Here is a 17,805-nt window from a genome sequence, read left to right as displayed (position 1 = left end):
TACGCGCCGGACAGCGCGTTCAGGAGAGTATCATGAATGTGCACGCCAGCGCTTTGGCCGAAGCCCATCTCCCCGACGAGCAGACCACCGCTTTCGCCCGCGAGGCCATCGAGGACCTCTCGCAGCAGCCCAAAAAACTGTCGCCGAAATATTTCTACGACGCGACCGGCTCGGAGCTGTTCGAGGCGATCACGCGCCTGCCGGAATATTACCCGACGCGCACCGAGCTTGCGATCCTGAAGGAGCGCGGCAGCGAGATCGCGAAGATCATTCCGCAGCATGCGGCGCTGGTCGAGTTCGGCGCTGGAGCAACCACGAAAGTCCGCCTGCTGCTCGATCACTGCAAGTTCGCGGCCTATGTGCCCGTGGACATCTCCGGCGACTTCCTGAAGGCGCAGGCGAACGGCCTGAAGCGAGACTTCCCGACGCTCGGCATCTATCCGGTGGCGGCCGACTTCACCACGCCGTTCGAGTTGCCCAAGGCAGTCGCATCGATGCCCAAGGTCGGCTTCTTCCCCGGCTCGACCATCGGAAATTTCGAGCCGCATGAGGCGCAGGCCTTCCTGAAGAGCGCCCGCAAGATCCTGGGCAAGGGCGCGCAGATGATCATCGGCGCCGACCTCGAGAAGGAAGAGCGCGTCCTCCATGACGCCTACAACGATGCCGCCGGCGTCACCGCCCGCTTCAATCTCAATGTGCTCGTGCGCATCAACCGCGAGCTCGGCGGCAATTTCGACCTGTCCGCCTTCACCCATCGCGCGATCTACAACCGCGAGCGGCACCGGATCGAGATGCATCTCATCAGCAAGAAGAGCCAGACCGTGCGCCTGCTCGGCACCAGCTTCTCGTTCCGCCCCGGCGAGAGCATCCACACCGAGAACAGCTACAAATACAGCCTCGAGCGTTTTGCTGCGCTGGCGCAGGGCGCGGGCTGGCAGGTTCGCGAAAGCTGGACGGACGCGGCGAAGATGTTTTCGGTGCACGCGCTGGAGGCGGCGGAGTAAGTGCTCCGTTGAATCTGAGAGCGTTTTCCTGCGGCGCATCCTTCGAGACGCCCGCCTTCGGCGGGCTCCAGCGCGCGGCAGCAGTTTCAGCGGGCGCCTATGCCGATTAGCCTCATCCTGAGGAGACCGCGCAGCGGTCGTCTCGAAGGACGAGGCGCTCGCTCAGACCGCTCCAAATTCAATGCTGCTCTGCCTCCTCCGGCTTCGACCCCAGCGACATCGACTCCCACACTGCGACCACGATCATGATCACGGTCGACGCGACCGACAGCCAGAGCGGCGAGAGATCGGCGGCGAACCACCACAGCACCAGTAGCAGGATGATGCCGATGCCGTGGGAGAGCTGGAGGAAGCCGCGGATCGCGTGCTTGAACAGGATGGTGCCGACCAGGAACACCAAGGGACCACCGACCGTGCTCACGATGGTCCTGATATCGGAATGGCCGGTCGGATGCTTCAGCACCAGCTCGTCCGACACTGCGGTCAGGATGATGCCGGCGACGATCGGCATGTGCAGATAGGTATAGGCCATCCGTGCCAGCCGGCCGGATTCGGTGGATTTCGAGAGCCGCTCGGAGCCGGCCTCCGCGCCCTTGTGGAAATAGACCCACCACATCGCGATGGCCCCGGCCAGCGCCGAGACGAAGGCCAGGATGTTGTCCGCGGTCCACTCCAGCTCGGCGAAGGTGGCACCGTTGACGACGACGGCCTCACCGAGTGCGATGATGATGAAGCCGGCGCAGCGCTCGGCCATGTGGCCGCCCTCGACGGCCCAGGCTTCGACCGACGAGAAGCCGAGCTTCGGGACCCAGAAGCGCACCGCCGGCGAGACGTATTCGATCGCGAGCGCCGCGATCCAGAACCACAGCCGCGCCTCGTCATGGGCGAGACCGCCGAGGATCCAGAAGATCGCGGAGCCGCAGAGCCAGACCAGAATGCGGATCGCGTTGTGCCGGACGGCCGTTCGATGGCGCGGGGTCGCGAACAGCCAGAAGGCGGTGCGTCCGACCTGCATGGTCGCGTAGGCGATCGCGAACCACAGGCCCCGCCCCTCGAAGGCGGTCGGGATCGTCGTCGACAGCACGAGGCCGCCCAGCATCATCAGGAAGATCAGGATGCGGACCGGGGTCAGCTCGGGATTGAGCCAGTTGGTGACCCAGGCGGTGTAGACCCACACCCACCACACCGCGAGGAACAGCACCGTGACGTGCACCGCGCCGAGCGGGGTGAAATGGTGCAGCAGCGTATGCGAGACCTGCGTGACGGCGAAGACGAAGACGAGGTCGAAGAACAGCTCGGCATTGGTGACGCGGCTGTGCTGGTTCGGAGCGATGACGCGAAACATCGCGCCGCGAGGATTGTCCGCAGCCATCGTCATCCCCCCGTCACGCGATCAGATCAGGCCCCCGGTACCCCGGTTTGCAGCGCCAGAGCATGCAACACGCCGCCCATCTGGCCTTGCAGGGACTGATAGACGATCTGGTGCTGCTGGACGCGGGACTTGCCGCGGAAGGATTCCGAGATCACGGTCGCGGCATAGTGGTCGCCATCGCCGGCGAGGTCACGGATCGTCACCTCGGCATCGGGGATCGCTGCCTTGATCATCGCCTCGATATCGTGGGCGTCCATGGGCATTCGGGTCTTGCTCCTGTCTCGGCTTCGAATCGCTTGCCGGGGTCCCCGGACCGGCAGGGCCAAACTTAGCGTGAACGGCCTTCTACGTCACGCATTCCGGCACTATATCCCTGATCCCATCCGGATAAAGGCACGACAAAGTGCCGCGCGCGCAAGATTGATCGAAAAGGCGTGAAATCATGAAGCTTCCAGGGCCCGACCACCCCATCACCATTACCCAAAATCCCCGACGCGTCCGCGTCACGGCCGGCGACATCGTGATCGCCGAGACCAGCAAGGCACTGATCTTGAAGGAGGCCAAATATCCGGCGGTGCAATATGTGCCGCGGGAGGACGCCAACATGGCGGTGCTGGAGCGCACCGACCGCGTCACCCATTGCCCCTACAAAGGGGACGCGAGCTATTACAGCGTCAAGGCCGATGGCAAGACGCTCGACAACGCGATCTGGACCTACGAGACGCCCTTCCCCGCGATGACGGAGATTTCCGGCCATCTCGCCTTCTATCCGGACAAGGTGAAGATCGAGGAAGTGGGGTAGGCTCACCGCGCCGGGGCGATTGCAGGTCGCTTCCTCTCCGTCGACACAAGGCTCAAGATGCCGCGCAAAGCCGCAAGACTGATTGGGGTCTCGTTGCTGGGCGTGGCCGGCATCCTCATCGTGGTGGCCGCCGCCGGACTGGGTTTTCGCGCCTATCGCCAGCATCTTGCTGCCGAAACCCTCGCGATCCGCTCACCAAAGGGCGTGCAGGAGGGAGGGTTCGTCGACATCGGCGGAATCAAGCAATGGATTCAAATCCGCGGCGAGGATCGGGATAACCCGGTCCTCCTGTTCGTCCACGGCGGGCCCGGAGGGTCCAGCTGGCCAATGTCGTCGGGTTGGCGCCCCTGGGAAAAGCACTTCACCATCGTGCAATGGGACAAGCGCGGCACCGGCCGCACGTATGGCGCCGCCGGAGACTCGCTGGCGCCAACCATGACACTGGAGCGCATGACGCAGGACGGCGTCGAGCTGGCCGAGCATCTGCGCACGCATCTGCACAAGGACAGGATCGTCCTGGTCGGGCATTCGTGGGGCTCGTTCCTGGGAATTCACATGGTGAAGCAACGCCCGGATCTGTTCTCGGCCTATGTCGGCACGGGCCAGGTGGTTGGCAGGACGACCTTCGAGAAGGCATTCGAGCTCACGATCGCGCGCCTGCAACGGCTTGCGGCATCCGCCAACAATCGTGAAGCCCTGGCGGAATTGGCGCCGATCGCTTCACAGCCGACCCTCACCCCGGAAAATCGCCTGATTGCGGACAAATGGAGCAACGCGCTGGGTCTGCCGCCCGCCGGCGGCTTCCAGCTCGCCGGCCCCATCCCGCCGCTCTTCATGCCGGATGTCTCGCTGCTCGACTTGTACAACTGGCGCAAGGGCGTCGCCTTCTCGGCCCAATATCTGACCGGACGGAACGGGCCGATGTTTCAGAGCGACATGGCCTCGATGGGATTCAGATCTTCGATCCCCATGTTCTTCATCGAGGGCGACGCGGACGGCGTGACGCCGGGCGAACCGGCCGAGCAATATTTCAAGGAGATCACGGCCCCGCATAAGGAATTTGTGTGGGTTCGCGGCGGCGATCATTTCATTCCGTTCGATCGTCCTGATGAGTTCCTGGCCGAGCTGATGGCCCGCGTCATGCCATTCGCAGGCAATTGAGGGCCGGCGCGCCGGCCCTCCGATTCGGCAGCCCGGCTACGCCCTGAAGATCGTGAGCCCCAGTATCAGCAGCACCAGGAAGATCACGACGAAGATATAGAACAGGAAGCGAGCGACATCGGCCGAGGCGGCCGAGAGGCCGGTGAAGCCGAGCACGCCGGCCACGATCGAGACCAGGAGAAAGATCAGCGCCCATTTCAGGATCGTCATAACCAACTCCGACTAAAATGCCGCACGTGCGGCCCTCAACCTATTCGCGAACGCTAACTTCGCTGCGCGGAACTGGTTCCTGAGGGCGCTCCGCGGGCAAGGCGCGGCATAAACTGCGCTTGCTGAATCCGGTTCCCGGCGGCACAGTCCGGCCAGGGCAGGAGCGCAATCGGGGCGACCATGATGACGATGTCACATTCCGCGACGATCGGCGCGGAGGCGCACGCCGCGCCGAAAGCCAAGGCGCGCAATCTGTCGCTCGATCGGACCCGCACCTTCCTCACGCTGGTGGTGCTGCTGCACCACGCCGTCATTCCCTACACCTATTTCGGTCACACCGACCCGGCGTCCTGGATCGGCTTCGACGTCGTCGTGCTCTGCACCGACAGCTTCTTCATGGCGATGTTCTTCTTCCTGTCGGGACTGTTCACGTGGTCCGGCATCGCGCGCAAGGCGCCACAGGTTTTCCTGCGCGACCGCCTGTTGCGGCTCGGGCTGCCGTTCGTGATCGCGGCCTTCACGGTCATCCCGCTCGCCTATTACGCGATCGCGCTGCGGCACGATCCCGAGCTGACCTTCGCTTCGTTCTGGTGGAAGACGATCACCGTCGGGCCGTGGCCGAGCGGGCCGATCTGGTTCGTGTGGGTGCTGCTGGCGTTCGACCTCACCGCGAGCCTGCTCTACCGGGTCTCAGCCCACCTGGTCGATCCGGTCAACCGCGTTTCGGTGCGCGGATTTGACCAGCCGGCCGTGTTCTGGCTGCTGCTCGCCGTCGTCACTGCCGTCGTCTACGTGCCCGCGCTGGTCCATTTCGGCGCCAACAAATGGTTCGAGTTCGGACCGTTTTCGGTGCAGGCGAGCCGCATCCTGCTCTACTTCGCCTATTTCTTCATTGGCGTCAGCGTCGGTGCCGCCAACTTCGATCGCGGCATCCTCAGCGCCGAGGGCCAGTTGCCGAAGAACCGATGGATGTGGGTGATCGCCACGCTGGTCCCCTACTGCCTGATGTGGTGCATGATCTACATCAAGCGCGCAATCCTCGGGAATCCCAACGTGCTGCCGGACTGGTATCAGGCGATCTACGGCACGCTCGTCGTGCTGTTCTCGGCCGCGATCCTGCTCGCGATCCTCGCCTTCTTCCTGCACCAGAAGTCGCCGGGGCCGAACCTGCTCGACCGCATGCAGGCGGACGCCTACGGCATGTTCCTGGTGCACTACCCGATCGCGCTGTGGATCCAGTATGTGCTGTTCGACTACTCGTGGCCTGCGATCTTCAAGGCCGCGATCGGCTTCGTGCTCACGGTGTTGCTGAGCTGGGGACTGACGGCAATGTTGCGGAAGATTCCGGGCGCGTCGCACGTTTTGTGAGGCCGAGGTCTCTCCATCCGCCATTGCGAGCGTAGCGAAGCAATCCAGAGTCTCTCCGCGGAGACAGCCTGGATTGCTTCGTCGCTCTGCTCCTCGTAATGACGGAGTGTGTGGCGGCGCCTTACGCCGCCTTCCCGCTCATATATTCCGGCAGCCAGCGCTCGAACGATTTCCGCAGGCTATCGATCGTGACCGGCGCCTCGCCCGCGATCGCGATTGCATCGCCGCCGGTGGTGCCAATGCGCACGCAGGGCACCTCGCAGCCGCGCATCTTGGCCAGCACGCGGCCGGCTTCCGCTTCCGGCACGGTGACGAGATAGCGCGCCTGGTCCTCGCCGAACCAATAGGCTTGCGAGACGAGCGACGTCGGCGCCGCCAGCAATTTTGCGCCGATGCCGCTGGCCATTGCCATCTCGGCGAGCGCGATCAGCAGGCCACCGTCGGAGAGATCGTGCACCGCGGTCGCAGTGCCCGCATGGATCATGCCGCGCACGCAGTCGCCGTTGCGCTTCTCGGCCGCGAGGTCGACCGGCGGCGGCGCGCCCTCCTCGCGACCGCAGATGTCGCGCAGGTAGACCGACTGGCCGAGCCAGCCGTGGGTTTCGCCGACCAGGAGGATCGCCTCGCCCTCGGCCTTGAAGGCCAGCGAAGCGGACTTGGTGAAATCGTCGAGCAGGCCGACGCCGCCGATCGAAGGTGTCGGCAGGATCGCGCGGCCGTTGGTCTCGTTGTAGAGCGAGACGTTGCCGGACACGACCGGGAAGTCGAGCGTGCGGCAGGCCTCCGAGATGCCCTTCAGGCAGCCGACAAACTGGCCCATGATCTCGGGCCGTTCAGGATTGCCGAAATTGAGATTGTCGGTGATCGCGAGCGGCTTGCCGCCGACCGCGGTGATGTTGCGCCAGGCTTCCGCCACCGCCTGCTTGCCGCCCTCGAACGGGTCAGCTTCGCAATAGCGCGGCGTGACGTCGACGGTCAGCGCCAGACCCTTCGGCCCGTCCTGCACGCGCACGACGGCGGCGTCGCCGCCGGGACGCTGCAAGGTGTTGCCGAGGATGACGTGGTCGTACTGCTCCCAGACCCAGCGCTTGCTGCACATGTCGGGCGTGCCGATCAGCTTCTCCAGCGCGGCACCGACGCCCATCGGCGCCGGCACCTCGCGCGCGTGCACCACAGGCAGCGCGGCGGAGGGAACGTGCGGACGGTCGTAGAGCGGCGCCTCGTCACCGAGCTCCTTGATCGGCAGGTCGGCCATGACGTCGCCGCCATGCTTGACGACAAAGCGCTTGCTCGGCGTGGTGTAGCCGACCACTGCGAAGTCGAGCCCCCACTTCTTGAAGATCGCCTCGGCTTCCTTTTCCTTCTCGGGCTTGAGCACCATGAGCATGCGCTCCTGGCTTTCCGAGAGCATCATCTCGTAGGCGCTCATGCCGATCTCGCGGGTCGGCACCGCGTCGAGATCGAGGTCGACGCCGAGGTCGCCCTTGGCGCCCATCTCGACCGCCGAGCAGGTCAGGCCGGCCGCGCCCATGTCCTGGATCGCGATGACGCAGCCCTTCTCCATGATCTCGAGGCAGGCCTCGAGCAGCAGTTTTTCGGCGAAGGGATCGCCGACCTGCACGGTGGGGCGCTTCTCCTCGGACTTGTCGTCGAACTCGGCCGACGCCATCGAGGCGCCGTGGATGCCATCGCGCCCCGTCTTGGAGCCGAGATAGACGATCGGCATGTTCACGCCGGAGGCGGCAGCATAGAAAATCTTGTCGGCATCGGCGAGGCCGACCGCCATTGCGTTGACGAGGATGTTGCCGTCATAGCGGGTGTGAAAGCGCACCTGGCCGCCGACCGTCGGCACGCCGAAGGAATTGCCATAGCCGCCGACGCCGGCGACGACGCCGGAGACGAGATGCCGTGTCCTGGTATGCTCGGGCGCGCCGAAGCTCAGCGCATTGAGGCAGGCGATAGGACGCGCGCCCATGGTGAAGACGTCGCGCAGAATGCCGCCGACGCCGGTGGTCGCGCCCTGATAGGGCTCGATGTAGCTCGGGTGGTTGTGGCTCTCCATCTTGAAGACCACGGCCTGGCCGTCGCCGATGTCGATCACGCCGGCATTCTCGCCGGGGCCCTGGATCACCCAGGGCGCCTTGGTCGGCAGGCCGCGCAGATGGATGCGCGAGGATTTGTACGAGCAGTGCTCGTTCCACATCGCCGAGAAGATGCCGAGCTCGGTGAAGGTCGGCTCCCGCCCGATCAGCTTCAGGATGCGCTCGTACTCGTCGGGCTTGAGCCCGTGGGCGGCAACCAGTTCGGGGGTGATCTTGGGTTCGTTCTTCATGGATTCGGGGCTTTCGGCGGCGTTTTGCCGTTCTTAGGAAGATCGGGGGCCTACGAAAAGCCCTTTATGGCGCATTTTCCCGCTGTCCCACGTTTTGCGGGCAGGCGGTCGGCGGGAACGGGAATTGCAAGGCGCTGACGGATCGGATTTAAGGACTAAAGACCCGTAATTGAAGGCCCATTTCCTTGCACGAATTGACCAAAGTCCCCTCCACCCGCCGCCCGGACCTGCACGTCGCCACCGATGGCGAGTTCACGGGCTGGCGGACCTGGGTTCGCGACAGTTTTGAGAGCCATATCGGCCCGTTCTGGCACAAGATCGAGGAGGACGGCAGCGTCCGCTCGGCGTTCCGGGTCGAGAAAAAGCACCTCAACGGCTCCGGAAACGTCCATGGCGGCTGCTTCATGGCCTTCGCCGACTATTGCCTGTTCGCGATCGCCACCCACGAGCTGGATGGCCCGGCCGTGACGACGAATTTCGCCTGTGATTTCCTCGACGCGGCCCGCGAGGGCGAGCTGGTCGAATGCGTCGGCGAAGTGTCCCGCGCCGGCGGCTCACTGATCTTCCTGCGGGGCAAGCTGACCTCGGCCGGGCGGCCGCTGTTTACCTTCTCCGGCACGATCAAGCGGGTGAAGCGGAAGCCCGCACTCCAGCCAAACGCATAGCTCGACGCCTTCCCTTTTCGCGCCCCCTCGCCCAGACTTGCTGAAAGCGCTTTTGCGCGGGGGAGCAAGAACAAGGTGCCGCAGAGCACATCCGGATCGGGCCACACAGCGCCCTCCGCGTCAGCGCCATTGCCATCCATGACCGCCGTCGGCGCCCGTAACTGGCGCGACTATGCGCTGCTGTTCGCGCTCGCCTGCTGCTGGAGCTCGACCTATCCGCTGGCCAAGCTCGCGCTTCCCACGATCCCGCCCATCACCTTCATCTCGGCGCGCTCGCTGATCGCGTTCGCCTTCCTGTTTGCCATCCTGTGGATGCGCGGCGTCAAGCTGCCGACCGACGTGAAGGCCTGGAAGCTGTTTGCGACCCAGCAGCTGATCAATTCGACCTTCCCGTTCCTGGTCATCACCTGGTCGCAACAATATGTCCCGGCCTCGAACACGGTGGTGCTGGCCTCGACGACGCCGATCTTCGCCTTCCTGATCACGTCGCTGATCACGCGGCACGAGCCGGCCACGCTGCTGAAGCTCGCGGGCGCAATTCTCGGCCTCGCCGGCACGATCGCCATCGTCGGGCTGGACGCGCTGCGCGGCTTCAGTGGCGAGATCGTGGCGGAGATCGCGATCCTGCTCGCCACCATCTCCTTTGCCTGCGCGACCATCTTTGGCTTGCGGCTCTCCGAATACGATCCGATGGTGGTCGCAACCGGCTCGCTGCTGTTCGGTGGCCTCGTGCTGCTGCCGCCCTCGCTCATCATCGACCAGCCCTGGACGCTGCACCCGACGCCGACGGCGATCGTCGCCACCATCGTCATGGGCATCGTCTCCAGCGCGCTGGGGCTGATGCTGTTCTACGTCTGCCTCGGCCGGCTCGGCACGCTGACCACGAACGCGCAAGGCTATCTGCGCATTCCAATCGGCGTTGGATTGTCCGTGCTGCTGCTTGGCGAGAGCGTGCCGTCGAACCTGGCGCTGGGCCTGCTGCTGGTCATGGCCGGCGTCGCCGCCATGACGGTGCCGGCGGAGAAGTTCAAGCTGCGCAAAGCATGATCCGGAAAAGTGCGCAGCAGTTTTCCGATGAGATCATGCTCAAACAATAAGACCGCTCAGGTCGAAATCTGCTTCTCGGCGATCGAGAGCCACTCGGCCTGCGCCTCGCGCAGATATTTGGGCGCGCGCCGCATCTGGATCAGGAGTTCGTTGAAGACCACGCGCGCCTCGGCGCTGCGGCCGACCATCTGGAGCAGCATGCCGTAGCGCACCCGCGCCTCGGCGCCCGGGAAATAGCCGGCGACGGCGTGATATTCCTCCAGCGCCTCGTCGAGCCGGCCGACCTCGGCGAGTGCGCGGGCGTAGAGCAGATGCGCATCGGCGGAATCGAAGTCCGGCCATTGCTTCTGAAGATCGTCCAGCGTCGCCAGCGCATCGGCCGGACGCTTGGCGGCAAACTCGGCTTGCGCCTTGCCGAAGGCATAAGCGGGGTCGTGGCCCATCGGCAGGCTCAGGATGTGACCGTAATGCTGCTCCGCCTCGCTGAAGCGGCCAACCTTTGCGCATTCCTCGGCCAGCGCCGCACGGTTGGCGATGGTGTCGGTGGCCGCCAGCCGGTCGCACAGCTCGCGATAACGCTTCTCCGGATCGAGCCGATTGGCAACGCGCTGACGCGCCTGTCGCGCACCGGGGCTGGAAAACCATTCAGGGACGAGCTCGACCGCGATATAGGCGAGCGCGCCGATCAGCGGCACCATCAGGATGATGAAGGCCCAGGGCTGCAACCGCCCGGTTCGCGACGCGTGATAAATCAGTGTGATATCGAGCAGCAGAACGACCAAAGCGACGGGCATGGGACATCCGGGAGCACAACGACAGCGCACGCTTCCTGATATCGCAACTCGCGCGGCCAAACAACTTTGAGTTGCTTCCACCCGCGCGGAAATCAGCGACCCCGGACGCGCGCACCTTGATGGCGACGAGGAGTCAGTCGTCTCAAACGCGATTGAGGTTCATGAGACAGCAAGCCCAAAACCGCTATGACCTGCTATGACTTGGGCGGCTGCTACTTGGCGTCGTCGGCCAGCATCTTCCGGTATTTCTCGACGTCGCGCGTCACGAGCTTTTGCAGAACCTCGGGCGTGTGCTCGTCGGGGTCGGGCGCGACGGTCGAGAGCTCGGCAAAACGCTTCTTCACCGCGTCGGTTTCCACCGCCGTGCGCGCAGCCGCGTTCAGCTTGGCGATGATGGCCGGCGGCGTGCCCTTCGGCGCGAACAGGCCGTTCCAGCCCTGCGCCTCGAAGTCCGGCAGGCCTGCCTCGGCAGACGTCGGCAGATCGGGCAGCGTGGCCAGCCGCACGGTCGAGCCAACCACGAGCCCCCGCACCAGCTTCTCGTTGATCGACTGCGAGACGGAGGCTGCGGCGTCGCAGACGCCGTCGATCTGGCTGCCGATCGCATCCGTGAGTGCGGGCGCCGCACCGCGATAGCCGACCAGTGTTGCGTCGACCCCGGCGGCCGTCACAAAGCTCTTGCAAATGAGGTAATTCGACGAGCCGACGCCGGCGTGGCCGAGATTGATCTTGCCCGGGTTGGCCTTGGCGTAGGCGATGAACTCTTTCAGGTCCTTCGCCGGGAAATCCTTGCGCAGCGCGATGACGCCGAACGTCTTCGCCACCATGGCGATCGGCACGAAGGATTCAGGCGTGAACGGCAGTTTCGGATAGATCGTGTAGGTCGCGGCATTGGTGCCGGCGTTGCCGATAGCGATGGTGTAGCCGTCAGGCTCGGCGCGGGAGGCGCGCGCCAGCGCGGTCGAGCCGCCGGCACCGGCGACGTTCTCGATCACGATGGTCTGGCCGAGCGCGATGCCCATTTGCTCGGCGACCGTGCGCGCGATCACGTCCGACGTGCCGCCGGCCGCGAACGGCACGATCATCGTGATCGGGCGCTTGGGGAAATCCTGCGCGAAGGCGGCGGTCGCGAGCGAAAATGTCGCGAGCGACAGCGCCGCGATCGCGGCGAGAGCCCGCTTCCCCACGAACGAGATCACGCGGCCTTTTCCAGATGGGCAGTGAGGCCGGCGAACAGGCCGCGGCCATCGGTGCAGCCCATGATGTCTTCGACGTGGTTCTCCGGGTGCGGCATCATGCCGAGCACGTTGCCCCTGTCGTTGACGATTCCGGCGATGGATTGCGCCGCGCCGTTGATGTTATGGGCCTCGTCGACCACGCCCTCGGCCGAGCAGTAGCGATAGAGCACCCGCCCCTCGCCTTCGAGCCGCTTGATGGTCTCTTCGTCCGCCTCGTAATTGCCCTCGCCATGCGCCACCGGCACGCGGATCACCTGGCCCGCATTGTAGCCGCGGGTGAACGGCGTGTCGGAGCGTTCGACGCGCAGATGCACGTCGTGACAGATGAATTTCAGCCGTGCGTTACGCATCAGGACGCCGGGCAGCAGGCCGGACTCGCAGAGGATCTGAAAACCATTGCAGACGCCGAGCACGAGACCGCCCTTGGCCGCATATTCGCGCACCGCGTCCATCACCGGCGACCGCGCCGCAATCGCGCCGCAGCGCAGATAGTCGCCGTACGAGAAGCCGCCGGGCACCACGACGAGGTCGGTGCCCGCGGGCAGCGACGTCTCGGCGTGCCAGACCATCGCGGGCTCGCTGCCGGAGATCAGCCTCAATGCGCGCGCCATGTCGCGCTCGCGGTTGATTCCGGGAAAGACGAGGATGGCGGCTTTCATGGTTCGGGTTCCGACGGTGATGGGAATCGGGCTGGCCAAAGGGCCAATTCGTCAGGAGACATAGCCATTTGACGGGGATTTTACCAGTGCTAGCCTCGCCGGGCGGCCTTGTACACAGGCCATAGCCACGGCAATTTTGCCTGACGATTTTGCCCGGGATTGAAGCCATGAACGTCCCGTCGCTGCCCGCCTCCCTCTCCGAACCGGTGTCCACTCAGGGCGTCATCGCCGCCGGCGCCTATGTCGACGGCCGGCGTGTCGCCAATATCGCCATCAGCGAGGCTTCGAGCTGGCGGGCCAAGCCCGGCCACGTGGTGTGGATCGGGCTGCACGAGCCTGACATGGCGCTGCTCGGCGCCGTGCAGAAGCAGTTCGACCTGCACGACCTTGCCATCGAGGACGCCAACAACGCCCATCAACGGCCGAAGATCGAGCAATATGGCGAGGCCCTGTTCATCGTGGCGCGGACGGCGCAATTGTTCGAGGGCCGGATCGCCTTCGGCGAGACGCACATATTCGTCGGCGAAGGCTATCTGGTCTCGGTGCGCCATGGCGCCTCGACATCCTACACGCCGGTGCGCGAACGCTGCGAAAGCTGCCCACGGGCGCTGGCGCGCGGCGAGGACTACATCCTCTACGCCATCCTCGATTTCATCGTCGACAACTACTCGCCCGTGCTGGAGAGCATCCACGAGGAGGTCGAGGGCATCGAGGACGACGTGCTCTCAAAGCCGATCAGCAAGGCGCAGATCGAGCGGCTCTACATGCTGCGCCGCGACCTGTTGCGGCTCAGGACCGCGATCGGCCCGCTGGTGGAAGTCTGCCGCCGCCTCGAGCATGACGAGCTTGCGATGGTGCGTGCGACGATGCAGCCGCTGTTCCGCGACGTCACCGACCACGTCAGGAACATCCAGGAGCGCATCGATTCCATGCGCGAGGTGCTGGCCTTCGCCTTCGAGGCGAGCCTGCTGGTCGGACAGGCGCAGGAGACGGCGGTCTCCAAGAAGCTCGCCTCGTGGCTCGCGATCCTCGCCGTCCCCACCGCAGTCGCAGGCATCTACGGGATGAACTTCAAGTACATCCCCGAGTTGCAATGGGAGTACAGCTATTTCGTCGTCATGGGGACGATGGCCCTCGCCTGCCTCGGGTTGTACTGGCGCTTCCGCCGCGTCGGGTGGCTGTGAGCGCCGCGCGGGCTAGACGATCTCGACGCGATAGTTCTCGATCACGGTGTTCGCCAGCAGCTTGTCGGCGGCCTCCTTCAGCGCCGCTTCGGCCTTGGCCTTGTCGGCGCCGGCAAGCTCGATGTCGAACACCTTGCCCTGGCGGACGCTGGCGACGCCGTCGACGCCGAGCGACTTCAGCGCGCCTTCGATGGCCTTGCCCTGCGGATCGAGGATGCCCGTCTTCAGGGTAACGGTAACACGTGCCTTCACGTCAAATCCCTCTTAGCTCTTCACCAGCACCGGGCCAGTGCCCTGCGGACGCTCGTTCTCCATGAGGATGCCGAGGCGTTTTGCGACTTCGGTGTAGGCCTCGAGCAGGCCGCCGAGATCCCTGCGGAAACGGTCCTTGTCGAGCTTCTCGTTCGACTTGATGTCCCACAGACGGCAGCTATCCGGCGAGATCTCGTCGGCGACGATGATCCGCATCATCTCGTTCTCGAACAGCCGGCCGCACTCCATCTTGAAGTCGACGAGGCGGATGCCGATGCCGAGGAAGAGGCCGGTGAGGAAGTCGTTGACACGGATGGCGAGCGCCATGATGTCGTCGATCTCCTGCGGCGTGGCCCAGCCGAAGGCGGTGATGTGCTCTTCCGACACCATGGGGTCGTTGAGCTGGTCGTTCTTGTAGTAGAATTCGATGATCGAACGGGGCAGCTGCGTGCCCTCCTCGATGCCGAGGCGCTGCGACAGCGAGCCGGCGGCAACGTTCCGCACCACCACTTCCAGCGGCACGATCTCGACCTCGCGAATCAATTGTTCGCGCATGTTGAGGCGGCGGATGAAATGGGTCGGCACCCCGATGTCGTTGAGGTGCTGAAACAGGTACTCCGAGATCCGGTTGTTGAGGACACCCTTGCCCTCGATCACCTGATGCTTTTTCGCATTGAACGCGGTGGCGTCATCCTTGAAGTGCTGGATCAGGGTACCGGGCTCCGGGCCTTCGTAAAGAACCTTTGCCTTGCCTTCATAAATACGACGCCGACGGCTCATGGGGATGTACCGTGTTTTGTTGAAATCCATGTATTTGGTGTGCTCCGGTTACCAGGCTACGACCCACAGCGGAGCTGCCGTGAACGGCTGGGAACCCGTCTATAACCCCTTGGAAACAGAACGGGAACCAAACCTTCAGGCAACCTATCCGATTGGCTGTCCCAGCACAATCGATCCGGCCGCCCGGCATCAACTTATACCGTCTTGCCTGCGGCTTAACGGCTCGTTGTTTTGCCGATTCGTGCCCCCTATCTAGGCATGCGCCGGGGCCGTCGCAACGACGGCCACCGGATCCAGTCAGCAGGGAATTGGAAAAAGGCATGAGCAGTTTGGACAAGCGCGAGGAAGGCTTCGAGAAGAAGTTCGCCCTCGACGAGGAGCAGAAATTCAAGGCGGAAGCCCGCCGCAACCGGCTGCTCGGCCTTTGGGCCGCCGAGAAGCTCGGCATCACCGGCGAGGCCGCCACCGCCTACGCCAAGGAAGTGGTCGCGGCCGATTTCGAGGAGGCCGGCGATGCCGACGTCCTGCGCAAGGTCATGGCCGATTTCGCCGCCAAGAACGTCGCCATCACCGAACAGGCGATTCGCGCCAAGATGAGCGAATTGATCGCTGTGGCCGCGGCCGAGGTGAAGGCGGGGAAATAGCCGAATAGGGAGCGGCGAGTAGCGAATGAACCCCATTCGCTACTCGCCATTCGCCATTCGCGTCCCTCACCCCTCCTTGAAGCCGTATTCCGGCACATTGCCGCTGGCGCCGTAATATTTGTACGGCAGAAACTTGCCGCTCATGGTGATCTTGACGCGGTCGCCCTTCGGGTTGGCAACGCGCTCCATGGCCATGTCGAAGTCGATCGCCGACATGATGCCGTCGCCGAATTCCTCCTCGATCAGCGCCTTCCACGCCGGACCGTTGACCATCACCATCTCGTAGAAGCGATAGATCAGGGGATCGGTCGGCGGCATCGGCGTGCCGGTGCCGCGCATCGGCACCTCGTTGAGCATCGCGGTCTCGGCCTTCGACAGGCCGAACAGCTCGCCGGCATTGGCGGCCTGCGGTTTCGTCAGCTTCATCTGGCCGAGAATCGCACCGACGATCAGCACCTCGGAATAGCCGCCGACCTTGTCGCAGATGTGTTTCCAGCTCCAGCCGTTCTCGCGCTTGATGTCGAGCAGCTTTTCGGTGAGGTCTTCGCGTTTCATGTCAGGGTCTCCCTTGGCCAGGCATCGTGTCACGTCGTTTGTGCCGCTTTGGGAGGCACGAAACGTGCCAATAAATGAGGCTTGAGGCGTCACCGCCTCGACCTCCCCTCACGCGGTAAAGCCTCCGTGAACCGCTTGATCGCCTCGAGCACCGGCTGCTGATCGCCGGCAAAGAACCAATGGTCATTGCCGTCGAGCTCGACGAATTCTGCACCGATGATCCGGCTCGCGATGTCGCGCCCGGCCGCGATCCGCACGGCCTTGTCGTCCCGACGATGCAGCACCAGCGTCGGCACCGCAATCCGCGCCAGAAGGTGTCGCACATCGGCATCGCGAAATGCCTCGAGCACGGCGGAGATTCCGCCGGGACTGGACGCCGCGCGCAACAGCCCCGCCCACCAGGCGCGCGCCTGCGGATCATTGGCCAGGCTCGGCGCGAAGGCTTCGATCCCGACCGGACCGCCCCATTGCGCAATCAGGTGCTTGCTCCAGGCGTCATACTGGCTGGCGCGCAGCGCGTGCGGATAGTCCTCCGACCAGCAGCCCTTGGCCAGTGCGCCGAACAGAATGAGCCCGGCCACATGGCGGGATTCCTCGACCGCAAATTTGATGCAGGCCGGCCCGCATTCGGATGCGCCAAACAACACGACGCGGCGCGAGTCCGCCGCCCGCAGCACCGTGCCGATGTCTTCCGCGGTGACGTCGATGCCGGGGGCCGATCCGACCCGGTCGGACAGGCCGATGCCGCGGCGATCGAAAACGATCAGCCGCCCAAGCCTCATCAATGAAGCCAGAAACGTCCGGCTCGCAGGGTTCTCCCAGGCGCGCTCCACATGCGAGACGAAGCCGGGCATAACCAGGATGTCGAGCGGACCACTTCCGTAGGTCTGATACGCCAGATGCACGCCGGCGCCCTTCACGTAGCGTGTCGCTGGAAGAGCATCGCGCAGCGGCGCGGCCGCGCGGCTCATGAGCGCCTCGGTCTCGGCTTCCGGCGCGACCCCAAGCTCGTCCCGAAGCCGCTGCGCTAGTGCGGCGTGATGCCGTTCCGCCGCGCTTCGGTCGCCCGCCAGCAGCAGGCTGCGGATCAGGTGCCGGCCATACACCTCGCTGAGCGGATCGAGCTCGACCAGACGGCCCGCATGCAGTGTCGCGGCGAGATGATCGCCCGCGGCATTCCTGTCCTGCACCAGACGCTCGAGCGCCTGCACGAGCCGCCCCCGCAGCGCCTCGCGGCGAAAGAACGCCCAATCGTCGAACTCAGGACAGTCGTCCGGAGAAAAGCCCGCCAGGAAGTCGCCGCGATAAATCCGGCAGGCCTCTTCAAAGTCGCCGCGGTCGCAGGCGCGCTCGAACCGATGCGAGTCGATCTTCAGCTCGACCTCCGGAGACCAACGCAAGCTCGTGCGGTCGGTCTCGAAAACCGCCTGGCCGAGCGTGAGCTCGACGCGGTGAAGCAGACGCCGCAATCGCGCGAGGCTGGTCTCGCGGGAAGTCTCGGGCCATAGCAGCGTGGCAATGACGTCGCGCGCGACGGGGCCTTTGGCTTCCGCGAGATAGACCAGCAGCGCTAGCCCCTTGCGTAAGGCCAGCTTGATCGGGCGGTCGTCGGCATGGACCTCGGGGAACCCGAACGTGACAAGCGAAAAGGCCGTCATGGAGATCCTCCCTCCCCGGTCGGCGCCCCCGGGGGACGCGCAGGGGACGGTCCAGCGATAGCGGTCAGGCCAGATCGAGC

General features: G+C 64.6%; 19 protein-coding genes. 8 read left to right on the top strand and 11 right to left on the bottom strand.

The genetic code is table 11. The annotated features are described in order from the left end of the window. Nucleotides 1-32 precede the first annotated feature (32 nt). Nucleotides 33-1,004: an L-histidine N(alpha)-methyltransferase gene (gene egtD / locus AB7290_RS15145; protein WP_063982369.1), complete on the top strand. Its 972-nt coding sequence runs from the start codon at nt 33-35 to the stop codon at nt 1,002-1,004. A gap of 178 nt (nt 1,005-1,182) precedes the next feature. On the opposite strand, the gene AB7290_RS15140 is transcribed toward egtD, so the two are convergent. Both AB7290_RS15140 and AB7290_RS15135 read right to left on the bottom strand, forming a co-directional pair. Beyond that, nucleotides 1,183-2,376: a low temperature requirement protein A gene (locus AB7290_RS15140; protein ID WP_085404373.1), complete on the bottom strand. Its 1,194-nt coding sequence runs from the start codon at nt 2,374-2,376 to the stop codon at nt 1,183-1,185. A 26-nt stretch (nt 2,377-2,402) separates the two neighbouring features. After that, nucleotides 2,403-2,639: a BolA/IbaG family iron-sulfur metabolism protein gene (locus AB7290_RS15135; RefSeq protein ID WP_028147489.1), complete on the bottom strand. Its 237-nt coding sequence runs from the start codon at nt 2,637-2,639 to the stop codon at nt 2,403-2,405. Between the two features lie 179 nt (nt 2,640-2,818). On the opposite strand from AB7290_RS15135, the gene AB7290_RS15130 reads away from it, so the two are divergent. Beyond that, a complete protein-coding gene (locus AB7290_RS15130; protein WP_085404300.1) occupies nt 2,819-3,178 on the top strand; it encodes a DUF427 domain-containing protein in 360 nt (119 codons plus the stop codon). Between the two features lie 57 nt (nt 3,179-3,235). After that, nucleotides 3,236-4,339, top strand: a complete 1,104-nt coding sequence (locus AB7290_RS15125) for an alpha/beta fold hydrolase (RefSeq protein ID WP_085404299.1) — start codon at nt 3,236-3,238, stop codon at nt 4,337-4,339. A gap of 36 nt (nt 4,340-4,375) precedes the next feature. On the opposite strand, the gene AB7290_RS15120 is transcribed toward AB7290_RS15125, so the two are convergent. Next, the gene (locus AB7290_RS15120) at nt 4,376-4,549 is read right to left on the bottom strand and encodes a DUF1328 domain-containing protein (RefSeq protein ID WP_028158427.1); all 174 of its coding nucleotides are present in this window, start codon (nt 4,547-4,549) and stop codon (nt 4,376-4,378) included. Between the two features lie 180 nt (nt 4,550-4,729). Between AB7290_RS15120 and AB7290_RS15115 the strand changes: the two genes are divergently transcribed. After that, entirely contained in the window at nt 4,730-5,917 is a 1,188-nt protein-coding gene (locus AB7290_RS15115; RefSeq protein WP_085404298.1) for an acyltransferase family protein, read from the top strand. 121 nt (nt 5,918-6,038) lie between these two features. Here AB7290_RS15115 and purL read toward each other — a convergent pair whose 3' ends face one another. After that, complete coding sequence (purL, locus tag AB7290_RS15110; protein ID WP_085404297.1) at nt 6,039-8,249, bottom strand: phosphoribosylformylglycinamidine synthase subunit PurL; 2,211 nt, start codon at nt 8,247-8,249, stop codon at nt 6,039-6,041. A 185-nt stretch (nt 8,250-8,434) separates the two neighbouring features. Between purL and AB7290_RS15105 the strand changes: the two genes are divergently transcribed. Together AB7290_RS15105 and AB7290_RS15100 are read left to right on the top strand one after the other, a co-directional pair. Then, nucleotides 8,435-8,914, top strand: a complete 480-nt coding sequence (locus tag AB7290_RS15105) for a PaaI family thioesterase (RefSeq protein WP_085404296.1) — start codon at nt 8,435-8,437, stop codon at nt 8,912-8,914. Nucleotides 8,915-8,989: 75 nt separating this feature from the next. Continuing rightward, nucleotides 8,990-9,961, top strand: a complete 972-nt coding sequence (locus AB7290_RS15100; protein ID WP_085404295.1) for a DMT family transporter — start codon at nt 8,990-8,992, stop codon at nt 9,959-9,961. Nucleotides 9,962-10,017: 56 nt separating this feature from the next. On the opposite strand, the gene AB7290_RS15095 is transcribed toward AB7290_RS15100, so the two are convergent. From AB7290_RS15095 to purQ, 3 genes are all read right to left on the bottom strand, one after another. Further along, nucleotides 10,018-10,755 (bottom strand): tetratricopeptide repeat protein, encoded by a 738-nt coding sequence (locus tag AB7290_RS15095; RefSeq protein WP_085404294.1) that lies wholly within the window; start codon nt 10,753-10,755, stop codon nt 10,018-10,020. A gap of 212 nt (nt 10,756-10,967) precedes the next feature. Next, nucleotides 10,968-11,954, bottom strand: a complete 987-nt coding sequence (locus tag AB7290_RS15090) for a tripartite tricarboxylate transporter substrate binding protein BugD (protein ID WP_085404293.1) — start codon at nt 11,952-11,954, stop codon at nt 10,968-10,970. Beyond that, nucleotides 11,951-12,652, bottom strand: a complete 702-nt coding sequence (gene purQ / locus AB7290_RS15085; protein WP_085404292.1) for a phosphoribosylformylglycinamidine synthase subunit PurQ — start codon at nt 12,650-12,652, stop codon at nt 11,951-11,953. The genes AB7290_RS15090 and purQ overlap by 4 nt, the downstream gene beginning before the upstream one ends. Nucleotides 12,653-12,819: 167 nt before the next feature. Here purQ and AB7290_RS15080 point away from each other — a divergent pair, with 167 nt between their 5' ends. Continuing rightward, nucleotides 12,820-13,836 (top strand): magnesium and cobalt transport protein CorA, encoded by a 1,017-nt coding sequence (locus AB7290_RS15080; RefSeq protein WP_085404291.1) that lies wholly within the window; start codon nt 12,820-12,822, stop codon nt 13,834-13,836. 12 nt (nt 13,837-13,848) lie between these two features. Here AB7290_RS15080 and purS read toward each other — a convergent pair whose 3' ends face one another. Then, a complete protein-coding gene (purS, locus tag AB7290_RS15075; protein WP_014494125.1) occupies nt 13,849-14,088 on the bottom strand; it encodes a phosphoribosylformylglycinamidine synthase subunit PurS in 240 nt (79 codons plus the stop codon). A 12-nt stretch (nt 14,089-14,100) separates the two neighbouring features. Continuing rightward, complete coding sequence (gene purC / locus AB7290_RS15070; protein WP_172782948.1) at nt 14,101-14,868, bottom strand: phosphoribosylaminoimidazolesuccinocarboxamide synthase; 768 nt, start codon at nt 14,866-14,868, stop codon at nt 14,101-14,103. 320 nt (nt 14,869-15,188) lie between these two features. On the opposite strand from purC, the gene AB7290_RS15065 reads away from it, so the two are divergent. Then, nucleotides 15,189-15,512, top strand: a complete 324-nt coding sequence (locus tag AB7290_RS15065) for a DUF1476 domain-containing protein (protein ID WP_014494124.1) — start codon at nt 15,189-15,191, stop codon at nt 15,510-15,512. A 66-nt stretch (nt 15,513-15,578) separates the two neighbouring features. On the opposite strand, the gene cynS is transcribed toward AB7290_RS15065, so the two are convergent. Both cynS and AB7290_RS15055 read right to left on the bottom strand, forming a co-directional pair. Beyond that, nucleotides 15,579-16,067 carry a cyanase gene (gene cynS, locus AB7290_RS15060; protein ID WP_014494123.1) on the bottom strand — a complete coding sequence of 163 codons (489 nt, stop codon included), beginning with the start codon at nt 16,065-16,067 and terminating at the stop codon, nt 15,579-15,581. An 89-nt stretch (nt 16,068-16,156) separates the two neighbouring features. After that, complete coding sequence (locus AB7290_RS15055) at nt 16,157-17,725, bottom strand: alpha/beta fold hydrolase (RefSeq protein ID WP_085404290.1); 1,569 nt, start codon at nt 17,723-17,725, stop codon at nt 16,157-16,159. Nucleotides 17,726-17,805: the final 80 nt, after the last annotated feature.

Source organism: Bradyrhizobium sp. 613_E4_N2_2 (genome assembly GCF_052075995.1).
In the GTDB taxonomy this organism is placed as follows: Bacteria; Pseudomonadota; Alphaproteobacteria; order Rhizobiales; family Xanthobacteraceae; genus Bradyrhizobium; species Bradyrhizobium barranii.
This window is presented reverse-complemented; position numbering and strand designations above follow the sequence as displayed.